This is a genomic window from Halomonas sp. V046, from assembly GCF_052645355.1.
Genome location: NZ_JBQXYF010000011.1, coordinates 137,658 through 156,786, shown reverse-complemented (window position 1 = coordinate 156,786; position 19,129 = coordinate 137,658). Strand labels below are relative to the sequence as shown.

The window sequence follows — 19,129 nt, the reverse complement described above, 5'->3', positions numbered from 1 at the left end:
GTCATTGTCCCCAGGTGATGCCGATGTCGAAAGTGAGATGCGTTTCGCGGGTACCGTCGTAGACCGGGCGTGACCACGACACGCCATATTCCAGGTCGCGTCCCGGTGCGATGCCCCAGCGGTGGCGGTAACCCAGGGCGGGAATGGCGTCGCTGCCGAAGCCCTTCTGCCAGGACTGGCCGCCACTGGCACGGAAGAGCTGACTGAAGCGGCGCTCGTAGCGGCTCCAGGTGCGATCCTCCCACTGCACGCCGACTTCCCAGGAGGCACTCTCTTCGGGGTTGTAATAGGCCGTGTCCTGGTCGCTGGCCTGGCCTGCGTAGAGCCCCAGGCTGACGTCGACGGCGGCATCCGGGTTGTCGATCAGACGCTGGCGGCCCCCCAGGGACAGGCTCTCCTGGTGGTTGCCATCGGTGTAATCCATGACATTCACCGCGGCCCGATAGGCTCGCTTCTCATCCGGCTCCCAGCTGACGGCGACCTGGCTTTGGTCGGCGGTGATGCCGAAAAAGCGTGCCTGCAACGAGCCTTCGCGGGAGTGAGTGGCGTGTAGCGCACTGACGTCAACGGTGTCGCTGGCGCGCCAGGCGACTTCGGTCAACCAGGAGGTATCGCGGGAATACTCGTCGTCGCTGCGCTCTACCCGCAGTTCTGCCGACAGACGGTCGTGGGCGTAGCTCACGCCGATGCCGCCGCGGGTATCCTGCACGGTGACCTCGCGAAAGTCGCTGGAATGCTCGTAGCCCAGAGCGCCGACACGCCAGCGGTTGTTGAGCAACGGGGACCAGGCTTCGAGCACATAGCGTTCTTCACGAGAGCCCGTGGGGGAGAGCTCGCCACCGGGCGTATCGCTGTCGCCGACGAAGGCCGTGGCGGTGACGCTCCAGCCGGTAGCCGCGCGCAGGTCTCGCTGCAGGCGCTCGACACGAGGCAGGGTGGCGTCGCGCTCGCGCAGGTCGTCCGCGATCGCCCGGGCTTCGCCGATGCGGTGGCCGGCGATCAGGGCATCTGCCTGGCCCGCCTTGGCGTCGAGTGAGCGTGGGTCGAGCTCGGTCGCACGTTGCGCGCTCGCCAAGGCTTGGCTCTCCCAGCCGCGCTGCAAGTAGACGCTGGCAAGATTGTTGTACAGGCCGGCATTGCGCGGGGCGAGGCTGTTCATCGTCTCGAGTGTCTGTTGGGCGCCGGCCAGATCTCCGCTGTAGCCGCGGACCATCGCCAGCGTGGTGTCGAGAAAGAAGCGATTCCAGTTGGCGGCCGGCTGTTTGGCGTTGCCGACCCACAGCCAGGCCCGCTCCTTCTGTGCTTCGGTTTCCAGGTGCGAGAGCGCCTCACGCCAGCGACCGGCCTCGAGGTAGGCATAGGCCAGGGTAATATGGTCATCGGGAGTCGCTGCGCCAGCGTCCACGACCTGCTCGAGTACCGCGACCGCCTGTTGAGGCCGTCGCGTCTGCAGCAGGGAATCGCCAACGATCTGCAGCGCATAGACCGGAATCTCGATGTCGTCGGCCAACAGGCGCTGGTACTCGGTCACCACCTCCTCGTGGCGTCTGAGTCCGTGCAGGATATAGAGCCGATCCAAACGCTGGCGTAACGGCGTCGCGTCCTGCGGCAGCTCGGCCAGGAAGGCGTTCTGCTGTTGTAGCGCGAGGGGCATGTCGCCGGCCATGGGATCGGGTTGTGCGTCGGGCAGGTTGCCCCAGACGGCGCGCCTGGCGATGTAGTCCTGACGCAAGCCGCTGGCTTCGTCGGCGTTGAAAAGATCGGGGCGCTGCTGGTAGTACCGCCAGGCGAGGCCGGAACTACCCTGGAGCTGCAGGGTGATGGTGCGCTCGCGAAAGGCGGTGTCGTTGCCCGGCGCGACGATCAGCGCTCGTTCATACAGGGCCAGGGCGGGTAGCCAGCGCTGCTCGCGGCGTTCGGCCGATGCCTGATCGAGAAGCTCACTCACGGACTGTGCCGCCTGCGAGGCGGCGGTGTCCGACACATCGGCCGTATCGGTCTGGGCGGCGGCCTGACCGATCGGACCGAGGCCTACCAGCGCAAGTGACGCGTACAGTGAAAAGCGTCCGAGCTTTGCGGGGCGGCGGGAGGCTCGATACTCGGCCGGTTGCGTCGTGTTCATGCCTGGTACTGCCCTCGGTACGGTCAAATGGTCGCGAGCCGGCGAGATGCTGTCGCCACGCGAAGTGCCCCGGGTCGACGACGACCCGGTTGGCAGAGCGCAAGACGCCGGCGTTGGCGCTCATCGTCAGCTCGGCAGGTTCGCTGGGTAGCGTCTCTGGCGGGTAACGGGATCATGCTGCAGATGGCAGGGCGTCGGGATCGTGCTCGGCTTCCTTCATGGCGATGTCACGCGCACGGGAACGAGACCCGAGAAAAGCCGTCCGCATCCTCCGGGTCAGAGCGTGCCGAAACCCGCGAGGCGTGCTGGAGAAAGCGCATCATCGGGAACCGTGGCGGGCTCCGCAATAGGCCCCGTTGGGCGTTGCTAGGGCCAAATGATGAGGGCGTTGGCGTCGCGAGGGCGACGGATTCTGGTGCGAGAAAAAAAGCAGAAAGTCTACTTTCTTGTGCAGTAGCGAGACATGCTTTTCGTCATTACGCTCGTGGGAGCGCCTTGCGGCGAGAAGCGGTGAAAAAGGATGAGTGGTTCTGCGCTGATTCGCTGACATGCGTAGCCCATTGGAGGTAGGCGGCGCGCAGTGGTTGGCGATGCTTCCGGCCGGGACGCCTGGAGGGAGTCGAATCAGCCATGCTTGCTGGCATAGGCAGGGCGCAACCGTGGCTCGATGTTACAACGGGTATTCTCCACGGCGGCGTGATGAATATCATGCTGCCGATGAGCCAGGTAGGTCCGCGGCGGTAGGAAAAAAATCAGCGTGTGCCATTTCAGTTTTTTGTGCCGGTGCATGGCTGTCGGAGCGGGCCAGGTGGTGCTCGTCTAGCTGCGTAGGAAGGAATGATCCCTATCGCACGTAGTGGCGGCGGTGTTCCGCGGTCGCGGTCTGGCCTGGCCTGGCCGGGTCGGGTCGGGTCGGGTCGGGTCGGGTCGGGTCGGGCGTGGGCCAAGCGTTTGCCGAGGGCAAACGCTTGGCGCAGTGGTGCCGGAAGCGATGGCGTCACCGCCGCTCGAGGGCCCAGCACAGGCGGGCGATGAGTCCGCCGCCGGTGGCATTGGCCAGCGTCAAGGTGGCGTCATGGCGTTCGGCCAGGGCAACGACAATGGATAGGCCGAGGCCGCTGCCGGTGGTGCGCTGGTCGCTGGCGCGGCGAAAGCGCTCCGTCACGGTCTTGAGCTGTGCCTCGGGAATGCCGGGGCCGGTGTCTTGAATGGTCAGCGACGTGCCCTCGCCGGAATGGACCAGGCGGACGTCGACTCGGCCGCCGTCCGGGGTATAGCGCAAGGCGTTATCCAGCAGGTTGCGAATCAGAATGCCAAGCTCGATGGCATTGCCGGCGATGACGGCCGGCGGGGTGTCGTGAATCTTCAGCGTTTGTCCGCGGGCGTTGGCCAAGGGCCAGAGTTCGGCGGCCAGGTCGAGCACCAGTGGGCGCAGGTCGACCGGCTCCGTGGCGGCGAACTGTCGGCGATCGACCCGGGCCAGGGTCAGCAGCTGTTCCACGACGCGCTGCAGGCGCTCGATGCCCTGGCGTGCCTTGGGCAGGGCGTTGGCTTCCCCGGCCAGGGCGTTGTCGAGGTGAATCTTGACCCCCGCCAGCGGGGTGCGCATCTCGTGGGCGGCGTCGGCGGTGAAGCGGCGCTCCTTTTCCAGGGTTTCGCTCAGGCGCGCGATGAAATCGTTGAGCGCGCCGCGCAGGCCTCGCAGTTCATGCGGGACCTCGAGCTCGATGTGGCTCAGGTCGTCGGCGCTGCGGTCCTGTACCTGTCGCGACAGCTGGCCGATAGGCGCCAGGCCGCGGCGAATCAGGCGCAGCATCCACCATAGTGCGATGGGTAACAGCAGCAGCATCGGCCACAGGTGGTTGAGCGCGACACGCTCGACGATATCGTTGAAGAATTCCTGCTCGATGCCCAGTCGTAGCCACAGGCCGCGCTGGGCGTCGTGCATGCTGAACACCCGCCAGTGGTTGTCATCGAAAGCAACCCATTCGAAGCCGGTGTCGCTGGGGGCGTCCATGCCGGCCTCCCCCTTGTGCCAGCCGGGGCCGAGCAGCAGGCGTTCACCCTCGGCGTTCCAGATTCCCACGCCCATCTTGCGTTCTTCATGATGGTAGGTCTGGCCGGGGCCTGCATCGGGCTGGTCGGCGAGCGGGTCGTCGAGGGCGTGGGAGGCCGGATACAGTCGTGAGGAAGCCTTGCGCTGGTTCAGCCAGGTGCTCAGTTGACGGTAGTCCGCGGGCGTTGGCGCGTCGGGCAGCATGGCCATCAGGCCGCGCCCGGTGATGCTGAGCTGAGCATCGAGGATTTCCTCGAGCTCGTGGCGGGAAATCAGATAGGCCGCGGTGACCGCCAAGACCGTGATGATGGCCAGGGTAACGGCGAGCGTACGAAAGAGGTAGCGACGAATCGACGTCATGGGCAGGGCGCTTTCAGGTGGTCGATATTGAGGCGATAGCCGATGCCGCGAACCGTGGTGATCATGGCCTTGTCGAGTTTCTTGCGCAGATGGTGGACGTGGACCTCCAGCGCATTCGACTCGAGCTCCTCCCCCCAGCCATACAGCAGGCTTTCGAGACGAGGACGCGACAGCACCATGCCGGGCTGCCGCGACAGCTCCACCAACAGGGCAAACTCGCGGCGGCTGAGCTGAACCGACTGGCCGCGCCAGATGACCTGATGGCCGGTTTCATCGATGGTCAGCTCGCCCAGGTGAGTGGCCGAGCTGGCTCGACCGGCGGCCCGGCGCATGATGACGCGCAGGCGGGCCAGCAACTCTTGCAGGTCGAACGGCTTGAGCACGTAGTCGTCGGCGCCGGCATCGAGTCCTTTGATGCGTGCCTCGATGGCGTCCCTCGCGGTCAGAATCAGAATCGGCAGCGAGCCACGCTGGCGTGCCTGCTCCAGCACCATCAGGCCGTCGATATCGGGCAGGCCGAGGTCCAGCACCATCACCGAAAATGGTTCGGCATCCATGGCGTCGAGCGCCGGACGCCCTTCGCAGAACCAGTCCACCGCATAGCCTTCCCTCTCCAGGGCGGTCTTGATGCCGTCCCCGATCAGCGGATCGTCTTCTACCAATAGCGCGCGCATCGTGGTTTTTTGCCTCACGTCAGATTGCCGGCGGTTGCCACCGGTGGACGACAGTGTTGCCGATGTTCATTAATGGTCCCTTAAGAAAGGTAACGCAAAGTGGCGGCCATCATTCAATGACAGGTATGGATCATGACTGCTGTCACGCTTTCCGTGTTGGTGCCGGCCCACAACGAGGCGGGCAACCTGCCGGCGTTGCTCGACGAGATCGCCGCCGCGCTTCATGGCGTCTCTCACGAAGTCATCGTGGTCGATGACGGATCCAGCGACGAGACCTGGACGCTGCTGGTGGAGCGGGCCCATCGCGAGCCGTCGCTGCGTCCCGTCCATCATCGTGCCAGCGCCGGCCAGAGCACGTCGGTGTGGCAGGCAGCCTGGCAGGCGCGGGGGGAATGGTTGGCGACCATCGATGGCGACGGCCAGAACGATCCCGCCGATATCCCGGCATTGCTCGACGCCGCCATTGCCGAACAGGCCACCCTGGTGGGGGGGCATCGAACCTCGCGCCAGGACACATCACTCAAGCGTTTCTCGTCGCGGGTGGCCAACGGCGTGCGCCGCCGACTGCTTGGCGATGCCACTCCGGACAGCGGCTGTGGCCTCAAGGTGATGCGTCGTGACGCCTTCCTGACATTACCGTATTTCGATCATATGCACCGCTTCCTGCCGGCCCTGATTCGCGCCCAGGGCGGGCGCTGCCTGTCGCGGCCGGTCCATCATCGCGAGCGCGGGGCGGGGCGGTCCCATTACGGCCTCAATAATCGCCTGTGGGTCGGCATCGTCGACATGATCGGCGTGATGTGGCTGCAGCGCCGCTCACGCCTGCCGGCGGCATGCCTGAATGTCGATGGCGCTCTCGATCTGCCCCGGGTCGGTGAAAGGGTTCCCGGTCTTCGCGTCGTGCCCCACACGACGTCAGCGACTCGGGCGGCCGTCAGCGCTGTTCGCGGCAGCGGTGCCATGCCATGAGCCTGAGCCTGAATCTGTGGATGCTGGTCGGCTTCGCCGGTCAGGCGTTGTTCTCGGCGCGCTTCATCGTGCAGTGGCTGGCCAGCGAGAGAGCACGGCGCAGCGTGGTGCCGGCGGCGTTCTGGTTTCTGAGCCTGGGCGGCGGTGCGGTACTGCTCGCCTATGCCATTCATCGCCGTGACCCGGTGTTCATTCTCGGCCAGGGCGCGGGTCTGTTCATCTATCTGCGCAACCTCTCGCTGCTGCGTGGACATCGCAAGCGCAGCCAGGCGCAAGCCGATGCCGACACCGAAACGTCGGCCTCTACCAACGCCACGGCCTCGGCCAACGCCACGGCAACGTCTTCGGCGCCGGACTCCCACGCCTAGATCTAGACCTAGACCACCAGAGGCATCGCATGCTGTCGTCGCTCTTTTCCCCCCACCGCAACGCCACCCTGACCTGGGTGACGTTCGGTGTTCTTGCTGTACTGTTGCTGGCGCTAGGCCTCGGCTGGCGCGACCCTTGGCCCGCCGATGAGCCACGTTTCGCGCTCAACGCCATCGAGATGCTGGTCACCGGAGACTTCTGGATCCCTCATCGCGGCGGTGAACTCTACGCCGACAAGCCACCGATCTTCATGTGGGCCTCGGCGTTTTTCATCTGGCTGACGGGCTCGATGCGCGTCGGTTTCGTATTGCCTTCGCTGTTTGCCGGTCTCGGTACCCTGGCGCTGGTGGTGGACCTTGTGCGTCGTCTCTACGGCCAGCGCATCGCCTGGCTTAGCGGGATTGCCATGCTGGCGACCTTGCAGTTTGTGCTTCAGGCCAAGACCGCCCAGATCGACATGCTGCTGACCTTCTTCACCACCCTGGCCACCTACGGTTTGATGCGCCACGCCGTGTTGGGCCCGGCGCTGGGCTGGTGGCGACTCGGCTTCGCCGCCATGGGCGCGGGGATCCTGACCAAGGGCGTGGGGTTCCTGCCGCTTGCCCTGCTGCCCGCCTGGTGGCTGCTGGGGCGGCGTGGGCATGCCGAGCCGATCACGCTACGCCATCTGCTGGAAGGCGTCGGCTGCCTGTTCCTGGTGGTGCTGGCCTGGGGGCTGCCGATGATCCTCATGACGACGTTCTCCGATGATCCTAGTCTCGCCGCTTACCGCGACAATATCCTGTTCAAGCAGACCGGAGAACGCTACGCCGATGCCTGGGCCCATCTGCGTCCCTGGTACTACTACCTCGTTCAGGTGCTGCCCTGGGCCTGGATGCCGTTGGTGCTGACTTTCCCCTGGGCCGCGCCGAACTGGTGGCGCCGCATCAAGCGGGGCGATGCCAGGGTGTTGCTGCCGCTTTCCGCGGTGGTACTGATGGTGGTGTTCTTCTCGCTGTCGCCGGGCAAGCGCGGGGTCTACATGCTGCCGACGCTGCCGTTGATGGTGATCGCGCTGGCCCCGCTGCTGCCGGGACTCTATCGCCGCCGTGGGCCCAACCGTGCCGGCTTCGTCATGGCCCTGGCCTTCGCGGGTTTGCTGGCTACGGCCGGGGTGCTGGGCCTCGCCGGCTTCGCTCCGCTGGAGAAACTCGCGCATCGTTACGGAATCACGCCCTGGTGGGAGTGGATGGCCTTGGGCATCGTGGCACTGCTCCTCGCGCTGTGGCTGCGTCCACGCCGCGGTCTGATCGTCGTCACCCTGTTCTTCTGGGTGCTGTGGGGCTGGTGGTCGACCCAGGGCTACAGCTGGATGGACCCGGAGCGATCTCCTCGTGACATGATGGCCAGGGTAGCCGCCGATGTCGGGCCCGAGGGCGAACTGGCGCTGCTCAACTTCGATGAGGAAATCCTGCTCCACGCTCGGGTGCCGACGGTGCATTTCGGAGACACGACGCCGATCGAGAAGGAGCTGCCGCGGGCCTGGGCGTGGCTCGCCGAGAATCCGGACAAGCGCTGGATGCTGGTGGTGGACAAGGATGCGCAGGACGTGACCTGCGGTGATCTGGGTCAGGCCCTGGACATGGGCCACCAGAACCGCCACGACTGGCTATTGGTTCCGGGCACTGCCTTTGCCGGTTGCGCCGGTGACTTAGCCTCGGCGCCCTTGTACCTGGCGCCGACCTCGTTACCCGACTCGGGAGCCGCCCGCTACTTTTAACGGCGCGGTCGACGGCAAGCGGACGTGGCCGCGGTGGAAATGGCTCGCGTCGCGGCCATGCCCTAGCGGCCGGCGATAGCCGCAAACCCAAGGCCGACCCAAGGCTGAACCAAGGCCGACCCAAGGCTGATCCAAGACATGGGCGTCGTCTACCGACCATTAGAGGATGGTGGTACGGCGCCGCTGCGATAGACTCCTTCAGGTTCACCGGCGTGTCGCCGGTGCCGTGTGGCGCGCTATCTTGGCCGTCTTGGTGATCATGACAGGAGCTCCCGATGCCCTTCGCCCCCCGTTTCGTTGATGGACACCCCTTTTCTTCGCCCCTGGGCAAGGTGGTTTGCGTCGGGCGCAATTACGCCGAGCACGCGCGTGAACTCGACAACCCCGTCCCCAAGGCACCGATCTTGTTCATCAAGCCGGCCTCCAGCGTGGTGGCGCTGGACGAGCCGGTCGACGGCCCCTTTGCGCGCAGCGATGTGCACTTCGAGACGGAGCTCGCCCTGCTGATCGGCGAGCCGCTGACCGATGCGACGCCCGAACAGGCCGAACGCGCGGTGGTCGGGGTAGGCCTGGCGCTGGACCTGACCCTGCGTGATGTGCAGTCCGAGCTGAAGAAGAAGGGCCATCCGTGGGAGATCGCCAAGGCCTTTGACGGTGCCTGCCCGCTGTCACGGTTCGTTGCCGTCGACGAGGTGCCGCAATGGTCGGCGCTGACGTTTACCCTGGACATCGAAGGCGAGCGCCGCCAGCACGGGGTGGCCGGCGACATGCTGTTTCCGATCCCGGCGCTGTTGGCCGAGATGAGCCGTCATTTCACCCTGGCCCCGGGAGACGTGGTGTTGACCGGTACGCCGGCCGGCGTCGGCGTGCTCGAGCCGGGAACTCGGCTGACCTTTTCCTTGAGCCTCGGGGAGGGCGAGGCCCTGGCCCTGGAGACCCGTGTCGCCGAGCGAGCCTGAGGCCTCTCGCTCCCGATGCTGACACGCTATCGACACGACGAGGCCCCGCCATTGGCGGGGCCTCGTCGTTGTGTTGTTCAACGCCGGGTGAACTAGCGCGGGAGAAAAGTACCGGAGGAGCGCGCGGCAAGAGCCCCGAAAGACGGCCCAACGGCGCTCGGGCTACTCCAGGTAGGTGTAGCCTTCTAGCCCCGCCGACAGCTCATCCATGAACCGGCGTTGCTCCTGTTCATCCAGCTGGCTGACGGCGAGCTGATTGCTCAGGTGATCGCGAAGCACATCGGCATTGAAGTTGACGTAGCCGAGCACGTCGGCGACGCGGTCGCCGCGCTGCAGGTTGCTCAGGACCCAGTCGCCGTTGGCATCCAGTGAGGCATCCACCGCATCGGTATCGCCAAACAGGTTGTGCAGGTCGCCGAGAATCTCCTGATAGGCGCCGACCAGGAAAAAGCCCAGCAGGCGGTCCTCGTCGTCGCGCCATTCCGGCAGCGGCAGGGTCGTCTCCACCCCCTGGCCGTCGACGTAGCTGTCGATCCTGCCGTCGCTGTCGCAGGTGATATCCTGAATCACCCCGCGGCGGCTCGGTTCACGGTCGAGTCCGGCCAATGGCAGCACCGGAAAGATCTGGTCGATGCCCCAGACGTCGGGCACCGATTGGAACAGAGAGAAGTTGACGAACAGCTTGTCGGCAAGCTTCTCGGCCAGTTCGTCGAGGATTTCACGGTGGGCGCGATTGCGCGAATTGAGCCGCTCGCGCAGCTGAGCACAGCTGGCGAAATAGACCCGCTCGCCCTCGGCCCGGGCGGTGAGGTCGGCGAGGCCCAGCACGAAGCGGTCATGCAGGTCCCCCATGTGCTGAAGCAGGCCATGCCAGGCCTCCACCAGCGCCCGTGGCTCAGGATCATCGAGCAGGGCGTCGTGAATCCGCCACAGCCCCATCACCGCAGGCTCCGGGCTTTCCCGCCGCTCGGGCGTGGCCACGTCGACCCGCTCTTCGCCGATGACGTTGGTCACCAACACGGCATGGTGGGCCGTCAGCGCGCGCCCGGACTCGCTGATCAGGTGCGGGTGCGGCAGGTTGGCGCTCTGGCAGATCTGGGCGAAGGCGGCCACCACGTTGCGCGCGTACTCGGCCATGGAGTAGTTGATCGAGCAGAAGCTACGCGAGCGGGTGCCTTCGTAGTCCACGCCGAGCCCGCCCCCCACGTCGACGGTGTCGACCGGTGCGCCGAGTTCACGCAGGTGCTGATAGAACCGCGCGCACTCGCGCAGCCCGCGCAGAATGTCGCCGATGTTGGCGATCTGGGAACCCAGGTGGAAGTGCACCAGCTGCAGGCTGGCGAGGCGATCGGCCTGGCGTAGATGCTCCACCACGGCCAGTATCTGGCCCGCGGTGAGGCCGAACTTCGATTTCTCGCCGCCGGTGCTTTGCCACTTGCCCTTGCCTTCGGAGGCGAGCCTGGCGCGCAGACCGATGCGTGGCGTGACGCCAAGCTGCTCGGCTTCTTCCAGGATCAGCGGCAGCTCGGAGAGCTTCTCGACCACCAGATAGACCCGGTGGCCGAGTTTCTCACCCATCAGCGCCAGGCGTACGTACTCACGGTCCTTGTACCCGTTGCAGACGATCAGTGAAGAGCCGTCGCCCGATAGCGCCAGCACCGCCATCAGCTCCGGCTTGCTGCCGGCCTCGAGACCGACGCGGCCGCGGCCGCGCTCCTGGGTGGCGAGGATTTCCTCGACCACCCGGCGCTGCTGGTTGACCTTGATCGGGTAGACCGCGGTGTAGCCGCCACCGAAGCCTTCCTCGCGCATGGCGCCATCGAAGGCCGCGCACAGGTGTTCGACGCGGTCGTGGAGGATGTCACTGAAACGGATCAGCACGGGCAGGCGCAGGCCGGCCTCGCGAAGCTGGTCGGTCAGCGCGGCCAGTGGAAGGCTAGGGCCTTCCACGGCGTCGCCCAGTGGGCGCACCAAGGCCATGCCGTCGTCATCGACGTCGAAGTAGCCACTGCCCCACTGGTCGATGTTCCAGGTGCGACGGGCGCGCTGTGCGGCGGAGGGCTGAGTGTCCCTGCGGCTCATGGGGCGTTCTCGTTCTGGGGCTTGATGGCTGGCAGCGGCAGGGCGCCGTGTTCGATACGGGCGAGCAGAATACGGCGAAACTGCTCAGGATCATGGGGGGTCAGGTCGTGGGCCGGCGGGTCGACGTAGACCACCAGCAGCCGCGACAGCCAGTAGCGCAGCGCCGTCAGGCGCAGCATCAACGGCCACAGTTCTCGCTCGGCGTCGGTCAGCGGGCGCTGGGCCAGGTAGGCCTGGAGTAGTGCGTCATGGCGCTCGCCGTCGAGGCATCCCTGCGCATCGCAGGCCCAGTCGTTGACGACGATGGCCAGGTCGAACAACAGGTCCCCGGTGCAACCGTTGTAGAAGTCGATGATGCCGCCCAGGCGGTCGCCGTCGAACAGCGTGTTGTCGCGGAACAGATCGCCGTGCAGGGCGCCCTGCGGCAGGTCTGGTGCCTGACCGAGCGCGATCTGATAGCTCTCGACCTCATCCTGCATCAAGGCCTGGTCGTCGGCGGACAGGTACACCAGCACCTGGTGATGCATGGGCGTCAGCCAGTGCAGATCGCGTGGATTCGGGCGATGGCCGGGAAAGTGGTGAGACACGCGGTGCATGCGACCGAGGGCATCCCCGAGGGCGGCGCACTGGGCGAGATTGGGCGCGCTGGGGTGGCGTCCGGGAAGCCGAGGAAACAACAGCGCCGGCTTGCCGGCCAGTTCGTGCAGGGCGATGCCGTCGCGGTCGTGGACGGGGCCCGCCACCGGGATACGGTGCTCGTCCAGGTAGTCCAGCAGTTCGACGAAAAACGGCAGTTCCTCGTGCTCGCCCTGTTCGAACAGGGTCAGTACCAGCTCGCTGCGATCGGTCGTCACGAAGAAGGTGCTGTTCTCCGTACCCGCGGGCACGCCCCGAAGTTCAGTCAAGGTGCCGACATCGAAGCGGCTCAAGAAGTCCGCCACCTGGGTGTCGTCAAGTGGTGTGAATACGGCCATGTGTCGTCTCGCCCGGAAATGCCAAGGCGCCCATTGTAGCGACTTGGCCGCGTGTTGCACGCGAAGAGCGCGGTGATGTCCCCCGGCGCATTCGCAGGCGCCCTGGCAGGCGCGCTGCGCTAGAACACCTTCAGCGACTGGGCCGCGTGTTGCACGCGAAGATGCACGCGAAGAGCGCGGTGATGTCGCCCGGCAGCGAGGCCCAACGCCCTGGCAGGCGCGCTGCGCTAGAACACCTTCAGCGACTGGGCCGCGTGTTGCACGCGAAGATGCACGTGAAGAGCGCGGTGATGTTGCCCGGTAGCGAGGACTAACGACTTGGACCAGCCGGTGGGTGCGTCGCGGTTACTTCACCCAGTTGGGGATATCCACGTTGTTACTCTGGCTGCGCTCGAAGTTGCCATCGCCGGTGCGGTCGACGAGAAAATAGCTGCCGCCGCCATCGGGGTCGATGCGAATCGCGTAGAGCTTGCCGTTGACCCGATACTCGCGCAGCGTCTGGCCGGCTTCCTGGCGGACGCTGATGTCTGGGCTCACTGGCTGGGCCAGCAGGGGCCCCGAGGCGATGAGCAGGGCCGTGGTCACGAGCAGGGCGGAAAGGGTGCGGGGAAGCGTCATGGGGCTGACTCCTGGGGCGAGGATCCGGTGTCCTCGGCGTGGCGTGGCCTGGTGCGGCTCATCGCACGTGACATGCCCGGCCGATTGCGTCTCAACGAATGCCGGCAGGTCATTCACTCTACCGGGGGACGTTGCGTTGCCTGGCACTATATAGGATTGGCACCGGTTTCGAAAAAGCCTCCGGCAAAGCGGGCCGGTGATGCGTATCATGGTAACAAACGCTTAGACTCCATCGCTCATCTCTTGTTCAGGGACGCCGATCCATGGCCGCCAGCCCCATCGTCCTCGTCGACGGTTCCTCCTATCTCTATCGTGCCTTTCATGCCCTGCCGCCGCTGACCACCTCCGAAGGTCAACCCACCGGTGCCGTCAAGGGCGTGATCAATATGCTCAAGCGTCTGATCAAGGACTATCCCGACAGTCCCATGGCGGTGGTCTTCGATGCCCCCGGCAAGACCTTTCGCGATGCCATGTACGCCCAGTACAAGGCCCAGCGGCCGCCGATGCCGGATGACCTGCGCTCCCAGGTGACGCCGCTGCACGAGTGCGTCAAGGCCCTTGGTCTGCCGCTGTTGTGCATCGAGGGGGTCGAGGCCGACGATGTGATCGGGACCCTCGCCAGGCTTGCCACGGAGGCCGGGCGTGACGCGGTGATCTCCACCGGCGACAAGGACATGGCCCAGCTGGTCAATGCCCACATTACCCTGGTCAACACCATGAAGGACGAGACCCTCGATATCGCCGGGGTCAAGGCCAAGTTCGGTCTGCCACCGGAGCTGATCATCGACTACCTGGCCTTGATGGGCGACAAGGTCGACAATATTCCCGGCGTCCCGGGGGTCGGCGAGAAGACCGCCATTGGCCTGCTGCAAGGCATGGAAGGTGGCCTCGACACCATCTATGGCGACCTTGACAAGATCAAGACGCTGTCGTTTCGTGGCGCCAAGACCCTGTCGAAGAAGCTCGAAGAGCACCGCGATCAGGCCTACCTGTCGTATCGGCTGGCGACGATCAAGACCGACTGTGAGCTGGAACTGGGGCTGGACGATCTGGCCATCGCCGCGCCGGACCGTGAGGCCCTGAAACAGTGGTACAAGCGCCTCGAGTTCAAGGCCTGGCTGACGGAGTTGCTGGCCGGTCATGACGAGGGCGTCGATGACGTGGCCGGAGGCACCGCGACGCCTGCGGCAGACTCGGGAGTCGAGGGCCAGGCCCCGTCTGCTGCCGCCGACAGCGGCTGCCGGGGTAGCCGCTGCGATACGGTGATCGTCGAGCAGGCCGAATTCGACCGGTGGCTCACGCGCCTCGGCGAGGCCGATGCCTTCTGCTTCGACCTGGAAACCACCAGCCTCAATTACATGGAGGCCGACATCGTCGGGGTGGGCCTCGCACTCGAACCTGGCGAGGCGGCCTACATTCCGCTGGCCCACGACTACCTGGATGCCCCGGATCAGCTCGACCGCAAGGCGGTGCTCGCGGCCCTGGCGCCCTTGCTCGGTAATGAAGGCATCACGAAGATCGGCCAGAACCTCAAGTACGATATCTCGGTGCTGGCCCGCTACGACATCGCCGTCAAGGGCGAGCTGATGGATACCATGCTCGAGTCCTACGTGCTGGATTCCACCGCGACCCGTCACGATATGGACTCCCTGGCGCTCAAGTACCTTGGCGAGGCCACGGTGAAGTTCGAGGATATCGCCGGCAAGGGCGTCAAGCAGTTGACCTTCAACCAGATCGCCCTCGAGCAGGCGGCGCCTTACGCCTGTGAAGACGTCGACATCACGCTGCGTCTGCATCGGGAGCTGCGTCCCCGGATCGATAGTACCGGGCGATTGGCCGAGGTGCTCGACGAGCTGGAGCGCCCGCTGATCTGGGTGCTGTCGCGTATCGAACGCAATGGCGTGGCGCTGGACGCCGAGCGGCTGCACACCCAGAGCCGTGAGCTCGCCGAGCGCATTCGCGAGCTCGAAGCCAAGGCGTTCGAACTGGCCGGGCGCGAGTTCAACCTGGGCTCGCCCAAGCAGCTCGGCCAGATCCTGTTCGAAGAGCAGGCCATTCCGGTGATCAAGAAGACCCCCAAGGGCGCGCCATCCACCGCCGAGGCGGTGCTCGAGGAGCTGGCCCTGGACTACCCGCTGCCCAAGGTGATCATGGAGCACCGCGGCCTGTCGAAGCTGCGCTCCACCTACACCGACAAGCTGCCGAAGCTGGTCGACAAGGCCACCGGGCGATTGCACACCAGCTATCATCAGGCGGTTACCGCCACCGGGCGGCTATCGTCTTCCGACCCTAACCTGCAGAACATCCCGATCCGCACCGATGAAGGGCGGCGCATTCGCCAGGCCTTCATCGCCCGGCCTGGCTATCGTATCGTCGCCGCCGACTACTCGCAGATCGAGCTGCGCATCATGGCGCACCTGTCCGGTGACAAGGGCCTGCTGACGGCCTTCGCCGAGGGGCGGGACATTCATGCGGCGACCGCGGCCGAGGTCTTCGGCGTGGCGCTCGACAAGGTCAGCGGGGACCAGCGCCGCAGCGCCAAGGCGATCAACTTCGGCCTGATCTATGGCATGAGTGCCTGGGGCCTGGGCCGTCAGCTGCACATCGAGCAGAGCCAGGCCAAGACCTACATCGACCGCTACTTCGACCGCTACCCCGGCGTCGCCCGCTACATGGAGCGCATTCGTGCCCAGGCCGCCGACGATGGCTTCGTCGAGACGGTCTTCGGTCGCCGCCTGTACCTGCCGGAGATCCACTCCCAGAACCGTGCTCGCCGGCAGGGCGCCGAGCGCACCGCGATCAATGCCCCGATGCAGGGCACCGCCGCCGATATCATCAAGCGCGCCATGATCGACGTGGATGCCTGGCTCGCCGCGCAGAGCGGTCAGGATGCCTTCGATGCCTGGATGGTGATGCAGGTCCACGACGAACTGGTCTTCGAGGTCAAGGACGATCAGGTCGAGGCCTTTGTCGATGAGGTCAAGACGCGAATGCAGAATGCCGCCAAGCTCGACGTGGCACTGATCGTCGAGGCCGAGAGCGGCGCCAGCTGGGACGAAGCGCACTGATCGACCCACATTTCCCCCATGACAAGGAGATCGCATGTCGACGCCGACCGCCCCCAGCATTCTCGCCTTCGATGTCTTCGGTACCGTCGTCGACTGGCACGGCTCCATCGTCCGGGAGGTGGAGGCCATGGGTCTTGCGCTTCCCGCCGGTGTCAGTGGCGCCGACTTCGCCCGCGCCTGGCGCTCCGGCTACCAGCCCGCCATGGCTCGGGTGATGTCGGGGGAGCTTGGCTGGACCCTGATCGATGACCTGCACCGGTTGATTCTCGATCAACTGCTCGCGCAATACGGCATTGATCTCGATGAGCCCGAGCGTCGCCACCTCAACCGGGTCTGGCATCGGCTGGCTGCGTGGCCCGATAGCGTCGAAGGGCTGACGCGTCTGAAGCAGAAGTTCACCCTGTGCACGCTGTCCAACGGCAATCTGGGGCTGCTTGCCGATATGGCCAAGGGGGCAGGACTCCCCTGGGACTTGATTCTGTCGGCGGAAGTCTTCCGTGCCTACAAACCGCATCCCGACACCTACCGGGGCGTGGCACGGGTGTTCGATGTCACGCCGGATCGCGTGACCCTGGTGGCCGCCCACCAGAACGATCTCGATGCGGCCCGAGCCTGCGGCCTGGGTACGGCCTATATCGAGAGGCCGATCGAATTCGGCGACGATGCACCCAAGGACGTCTCCGGCAGCGCCGTCAACGATTGGCACGCGACTTCGCTCGTCGATCTCGCCGACCGTTTGGGTGTGTGACGGGGGTGTGTGAAAAAGGGTGCGTGCAAAGAGGGGATGAAGCAGGGGACGAAAATCGCCGCGAGCCCTACGCCTGTCGGTGATCCTCGCGTCAGGGCCCGCATGGCGGCGCCGCCATCGCGACACTCTTATCCCAGGATGACATGAGGCACGTAGCGTGACAGGTCCTGGGTGATGACCGAGGTGTCCTCCCGAATCGAGATGCCGGCGGGTTGGTCGTCGATCAGCCACGATCCCACCAGGGTGTGGTTATCGCCGAAGCGAGGCAGCGGGCAGTAAGCCTGGTAGATGAAGCCCTCTTCCCCATAAGGTCCGGAAGACGCGCAGACGACCTCGCCATCCTTGTGAATGCTGATATTGGCGCCTTCGCGGGCGAAGATCGGCTTCTTGACGAAGTGTGTCAGCGAGGTCGACGCCAGGTCCTCCTCGAAGAACGCCGGCAACAGGTTGGGGTGATCGGGAAACAGCTTCCATAGCAGCGGCAGCAAGGCCTTGTTTGACAGCAGTGCCTTCCAGGGCGGCTCGAGCCAGGCCAGTGGCGTCGCACCCAGGTAACGACCGAAGTCTTCCCTGAGCATGAATTCCCACGGATAGAGCTTGAACATCCAGGTGATGACCCGATCCTCCAGGTCGGTATAGGCGCCTCCCTCGCCGAGACCGATGTCTTCCATGAACACAAAGTGGGTCGGGATGCCCGCTTCGTTGGCACAGTCCTCAAGGTACTGCACCGTGCCGCGGTCCTCCGGGCTGTCCTTGCAGCAGGCCAGGTGCAGGATCTCGCCACGACGGGCCCCGTGCAAGGCAGCGAACCGCCGGACGAGCTTCTCCTGTACCGAATTGAACTGGTCGGCCGAGCGCAGGATCTGCCCGGCGTTGACCTTGTCCTCGAGCCACAACCACTGCCAGAAGCCCGTTTCGTACAGGCTGGTGGGCGTGTCGGCGTTGTTCTCGTAGAGCTTGGCCGGACCGCTGCCAGGGTAAGCGAGGTCGAGTCGCGAGTAGAGGCTGCTGTCGCCGGCGCGCCAGGAATCGGCGATCAAGCCCCAGTGGGCCGGCGGAATGCGGAACTTCTCGAGCCACTCCTCGCTGGCGATGACTTCCTCGACCGCCGCCAGGCACATTCGGTGCAGTTCGGCCGTCGCCTCCTCGAGGTCGCGCTCCACCTGGCGCAGGCTTAGCTGGTAGTACGCCGTTTCATCCCAGTAGGCCTGTCCGTGCATGGTGTGGTAATGAAAGCCGAACTCCCTGGCGCGGTCACGCCAGTCCGGTCGCTGTGCACAGTCGAATCGCAGCATCACTCACCCCCCCCAGCCGCCGCGAGACCCACCGCGAGAGCCGCTTCTCGACCCACCGAGGTTGGACTTTGCCGAGACGATGGAGCCGAATCCCCCACGGGAAATGGTTCGGGTCACCGCCGGCTTCGACTCGAAGGCGGTCCTGCCGACGCCGACATTGCCGTAGCGGCGGCTTCCCTGGAGCCGGCCGTCGGCGGTAGTCCAGCGGTTGTAGAAGGGGGAGGACGGTATGTACGAGGAAAACAGCGCCGATGACTCGTAGCGGCGATTGTCCAGCGCCTTGGCAAACAGGAAACCGCCCATGGCGGGCAGGAACCAGCTTCCAGCCCCCCGCTGCGCCGGCATCCTGACACACTGGTCGGACCCGAATTCGGCTTCGCAGCTGTTCATCGACTGGTACTTGGGCCCGCTGCGAGCGGCTTCGGTCAGCGCTGCTTGGTAGGCGGCTTCGCACTCCTGGGCGAGCGACGGGTTGTCATCGATGCAGTCTTCACTGCTTCGGTAGACCGTGGCGTTGCGCTCGCTGCTGCATCCGGTTGCGGCGATCGCTACGGCGATGCCCAGCGCCACCGGCTTCAACGTGAAACAGGCCTTACGCATCCGCGCAAGGTTGATGGAGGATGACCGTTTCATGATACCCCCTCAATACGACATGCAGGCGGCGTTCAGCAGGCCGACCGCAATGGAGGTGGCACCGAGGATGACCCCGGCAGCGATCTCGTTGTCATTGATGCGCTGAACGATCTTCGGCATCAGCAACAGGCGCACGAGGCCGAAGGCGATCGACTGAGCGGCGAGTGCCACCAGCGACCAGATGACGAAGTCGACCAGAGATACCGAGTTGGAGGCGGCGCCGGCTAGCGCTAGCGAGAAGCCGATGACCGCGCCGGAAAGCCCCGCCGCAGCGGCGATGTTGCCTGCCTTGACCAGCTTCCACTCGTCGTGAGGGGTGATCAGGGTGTAGACGTATTTGAAGGCGATCAGCATGACAAGGGAGAGGAAAAAGTACAGCGCGAAGTTCGCCAGCCCTGAGAGAGTTCCGTAACCTTCCATGGTGCTATTCCTTGCGGGTTATC

General features: G+C 65.3%; 15 protein-coding genes. 6 read left to right on the top strand and 9 right to left on the bottom strand.

The annotated features are described in order from the left end of the window. Position 1: 1 nt before the first annotated feature. From pgaA to ACUN9Y_RS15990, 3 genes are all read right to left on the bottom strand, one after another. Positions 2 to 2,122, bottom strand: a complete 2,121-nt coding sequence (pgaA, locus tag ACUN9Y_RS16000; protein WP_445461723.1) for a poly-beta-1,6 N-acetyl-D-glucosamine export porin PgaA — start codon at positions 2,120 to 2,122, stop codon at positions 2 to 4. A 997-nt stretch (positions 2,123 to 3,119) separates the two neighbouring features. Further along, positions 3,120 to 4,538: an ATP-binding protein gene (locus ACUN9Y_RS15995; protein WP_445461722.1), complete on the bottom strand. Its 1,419-nt coding sequence runs from the start codon at positions 4,536 to 4,538 to the stop codon at positions 3,120 to 3,122. Further along, positions 4,535 to 5,212: a response regulator gene (locus tag ACUN9Y_RS15990; protein WP_445461721.1), complete on the bottom strand. Its 678-nt coding sequence runs from the start codon at positions 5,210 to 5,212 to the stop codon at positions 4,535 to 4,537. Before ACUN9Y_RS15990 ends, ACUN9Y_RS15995 begins: the two co-directional genes overlap by 4 nt. A gap of 132 nt (positions 5,213 to 5,344) precedes the next feature. Here ACUN9Y_RS15990 and ACUN9Y_RS15985 point away from each other — a divergent pair, with 132 nt between their 5' ends. The 4 genes from ACUN9Y_RS15985 to ACUN9Y_RS15970 all read left to right on the top strand — a co-directional run bounded on the left by ACUN9Y_RS15985 (position 5,345) and on the right by ACUN9Y_RS15970 (position 9,268). Next, positions 5,345 to 6,181: a glycosyltransferase family 2 protein gene (locus ACUN9Y_RS15985; RefSeq protein ID WP_445461720.1), complete on the top strand. Its 837-nt coding sequence runs from the start codon at positions 5,345 to 5,347 to the stop codon at positions 6,179 to 6,181. Continuing rightward, positions 6,178 to 6,549 carry a lipid-A-disaccharide synthase N-terminal domain-containing protein gene (locus ACUN9Y_RS15980; protein WP_445461719.1) on the top strand — a complete coding sequence of 124 codons (372 nt, stop codon included), beginning with the start codon at positions 6,178 to 6,180 and terminating at the stop codon, positions 6,547 to 6,549. Before ACUN9Y_RS15985 ends, ACUN9Y_RS15980 begins: the two co-directional genes overlap by 4 nt. A gap of 29 nt (positions 6,550 to 6,578) precedes the next feature. Next, a complete protein-coding gene (locus ACUN9Y_RS15975; RefSeq protein WP_445461718.1) occupies positions 6,579 to 8,309 on the top strand; it encodes an ArnT family glycosyltransferase in 1,731 nt (576 codons plus the stop codon). A gap of 275 nt (positions 8,310 to 8,584) precedes the next feature. Further along, positions 8,585 to 9,268, top strand: a complete 684-nt coding sequence (locus tag ACUN9Y_RS15970; protein ID WP_445461717.1) for a fumarylacetoacetate hydrolase family protein — start codon at positions 8,585 to 8,587, stop codon at positions 9,266 to 9,268. Between the two features lie 162 nt (positions 9,269 to 9,430). On the opposite strand, the gene speA is transcribed toward ACUN9Y_RS15970, so the two are convergent. The 3 genes from speA to ACUN9Y_RS15955 form a co-directional block, all read right to left on the bottom strand. Next, positions 9,431 to 11,350: a biosynthetic arginine decarboxylase gene (speA, locus tag ACUN9Y_RS15965; protein WP_445461716.1), complete on the bottom strand. Its 1,920-nt coding sequence runs from the start codon at positions 11,348 to 11,350 to the stop codon at positions 9,431 to 9,433. Continuing rightward, positions 11,347 to 12,324, bottom strand: a complete 978-nt coding sequence (locus tag ACUN9Y_RS15960; protein WP_445461715.1) for a homoserine kinase — start codon at positions 12,322 to 12,324, stop codon at positions 11,347 to 11,349. Before ACUN9Y_RS15960 ends, speA begins: the two co-directional genes overlap by 4 nt. A 345-nt stretch (positions 12,325 to 12,669) precedes the next feature. Continuing rightward, positions 12,670 to 12,942 carry a DUF2782 domain-containing protein gene (locus ACUN9Y_RS15955; protein WP_445461714.1) on the bottom strand — a complete coding sequence of 91 codons (273 nt, stop codon included), beginning with the start codon at positions 12,940 to 12,942 and terminating at the stop codon, positions 12,670 to 12,672. A gap of 263 nt (positions 12,943 to 13,205) precedes the next feature. Between ACUN9Y_RS15955 and polA the strand changes: the two genes are divergently transcribed. Further along, positions 13,206 to 16,010: a DNA polymerase I gene (gene polA, locus ACUN9Y_RS15950; protein ID WP_445461713.1), complete on the top strand. Its 2,805-nt coding sequence runs from the start codon at positions 13,206 to 13,208 to the stop codon at positions 16,008 to 16,010. Between the two features lie 34 nt (positions 16,011 to 16,044). Continuing rightward, positions 16,045 to 16,758 (top strand): haloacid dehalogenase type II, encoded by a 714-nt coding sequence (locus tag ACUN9Y_RS15945; protein WP_445461712.1) that lies wholly within the window; start codon positions 16,045 to 16,047, stop codon positions 16,756 to 16,758. Between the two features lie 128 nt (positions 16,759 to 16,886). Here the strand turns inward: ACUN9Y_RS15945 and ACUN9Y_RS15940 are convergent, their stop codons facing one another. Genes ACUN9Y_RS15940 through ACUN9Y_RS15930 form a run of 3 tightly spaced genes read right to left on the bottom strand, consistent with a single transcriptional unit; the run spans position 16,887 to position 19,106 of the window. Continuing rightward, positions 16,887 to 18,053: a glutathionylspermidine synthase family protein gene (locus tag ACUN9Y_RS15940; RefSeq protein WP_445461711.1), complete on the bottom strand. Its 1,167-nt coding sequence runs from the start codon at positions 18,051 to 18,053 to the stop codon at positions 16,887 to 16,889. 3 nt (positions 18,054 to 18,056) lie between these two features. Then, positions 18,057 to 18,686, bottom strand: a complete 630-nt coding sequence (locus ACUN9Y_RS15935) for a DUF1190 domain-containing protein (protein ID WP_445461710.1) — start codon at positions 18,684 to 18,686, stop codon at positions 18,057 to 18,059. Positions 18,687 to 18,695: 9 nt separating this feature from the next. Beyond that, positions 18,696 to 19,106, bottom strand: coding sequence for a DUF350 domain-containing protein (locus ACUN9Y_RS15930; RefSeq protein WP_445461709.1), 411 nt, complete (start codon positions 19,104 to 19,106; stop codon positions 18,696 to 18,698). Positions 19,107 to 19,129: the final 23 nt, after the last annotated feature.

Excerpts from the sequence above, each read along its gene's own strand:
- pgaA (WP_445461723.1), bottom strand. The coding sequence starts at position 2,122 with ATGAACACGACGCAACCGGCCGAGTATCGAGCCTCCCGCCGCCCCGCA.
- ACUN9Y_RS15995 (WP_445461722.1), bottom strand. The coding sequence starts at position 4,538 with ATGACGTCGATTCGTCGCTACCTCTTTCGTACGCTCGCCGTTACCCTG.
- ACUN9Y_RS15990 (WP_445461721.1), bottom strand. The coding sequence starts at position 5,212 with ATGCGCGCGCTATTGGTAGAAGACGATCCGCTGATCGGGGACGGCATC.
- ACUN9Y_RS15985 (WP_445461720.1), top strand. The coding sequence starts at position 5,345 with ATGACTGCTGTCACGCTTTCCGTGTTGGTGCCGGCCCACAACGAGGCG.
- ACUN9Y_RS15980 (WP_445461719.1), top strand. The coding sequence starts at position 6,178 with ATGAGCCTGAGCCTGAATCTGTGGATGCTGGTCGGCTTCGCCGGTCAG.
- ACUN9Y_RS15975 (WP_445461718.1), top strand. The coding sequence starts at position 6,579 with ATGCTGTCGTCGCTCTTTTCCCCCCACCGCAACGCCACCCTGACCTGG.
- ACUN9Y_RS15970 (WP_445461717.1), top strand. The coding sequence starts at position 8,585 with ATGCCCTTCGCCCCCCGTTTCGTTGATGGACACCCCTTTTCTTCGCCC.
- speA (WP_445461716.1), bottom strand. The coding sequence starts at position 11,350 with ATGAGCCGCAGGGACACTCAGCCCTCCGCCGCACAGCGCGCCCGTCGC.
- ACUN9Y_RS15960 (WP_445461715.1), bottom strand. The coding sequence starts at position 12,324 with ATGGCCGTATTCACACCACTTGACGACACCCAGGTGGCGGACTTCTTG.
- ACUN9Y_RS15955 (WP_445461714.1), bottom strand. The coding sequence starts at position 12,942 with ATGACGCTTCCCCGCACCCTTTCCGCCCTGCTCGTGACCACGGCCCTG.
- polA (WP_445461713.1), top strand. The coding sequence starts at position 13,206 with ATGGCCGCCAGCCCCATCGTCCTCGTCGACGGTTCCTCCTATCTCTAT.
- ACUN9Y_RS15945 (WP_445461712.1), top strand. The coding sequence starts at position 16,045 with ATGTCGACGCCGACCGCCCCCAGCATTCTCGCCTTCGATGTCTTCGGT.
- ACUN9Y_RS15940 (WP_445461711.1), bottom strand. The coding sequence starts at position 18,053 with ATGCTGCGATTCGACTGTGCACAGCGACCGGACTGGCGTGACCGCGCC.
- ACUN9Y_RS15935 (WP_445461710.1), bottom strand. The coding sequence starts at position 18,686 with ATGAAACGGTCATCCTCCATCAACCTTGCGCGGATGCGTAAGGCCTGT.
- ACUN9Y_RS15930 (WP_445461709.1), bottom strand. The coding sequence starts at position 19,106 with ATGGAAGGTTACGGAACTCTCTCAGGGCTGGCGAACTTCGCGCTGTAC.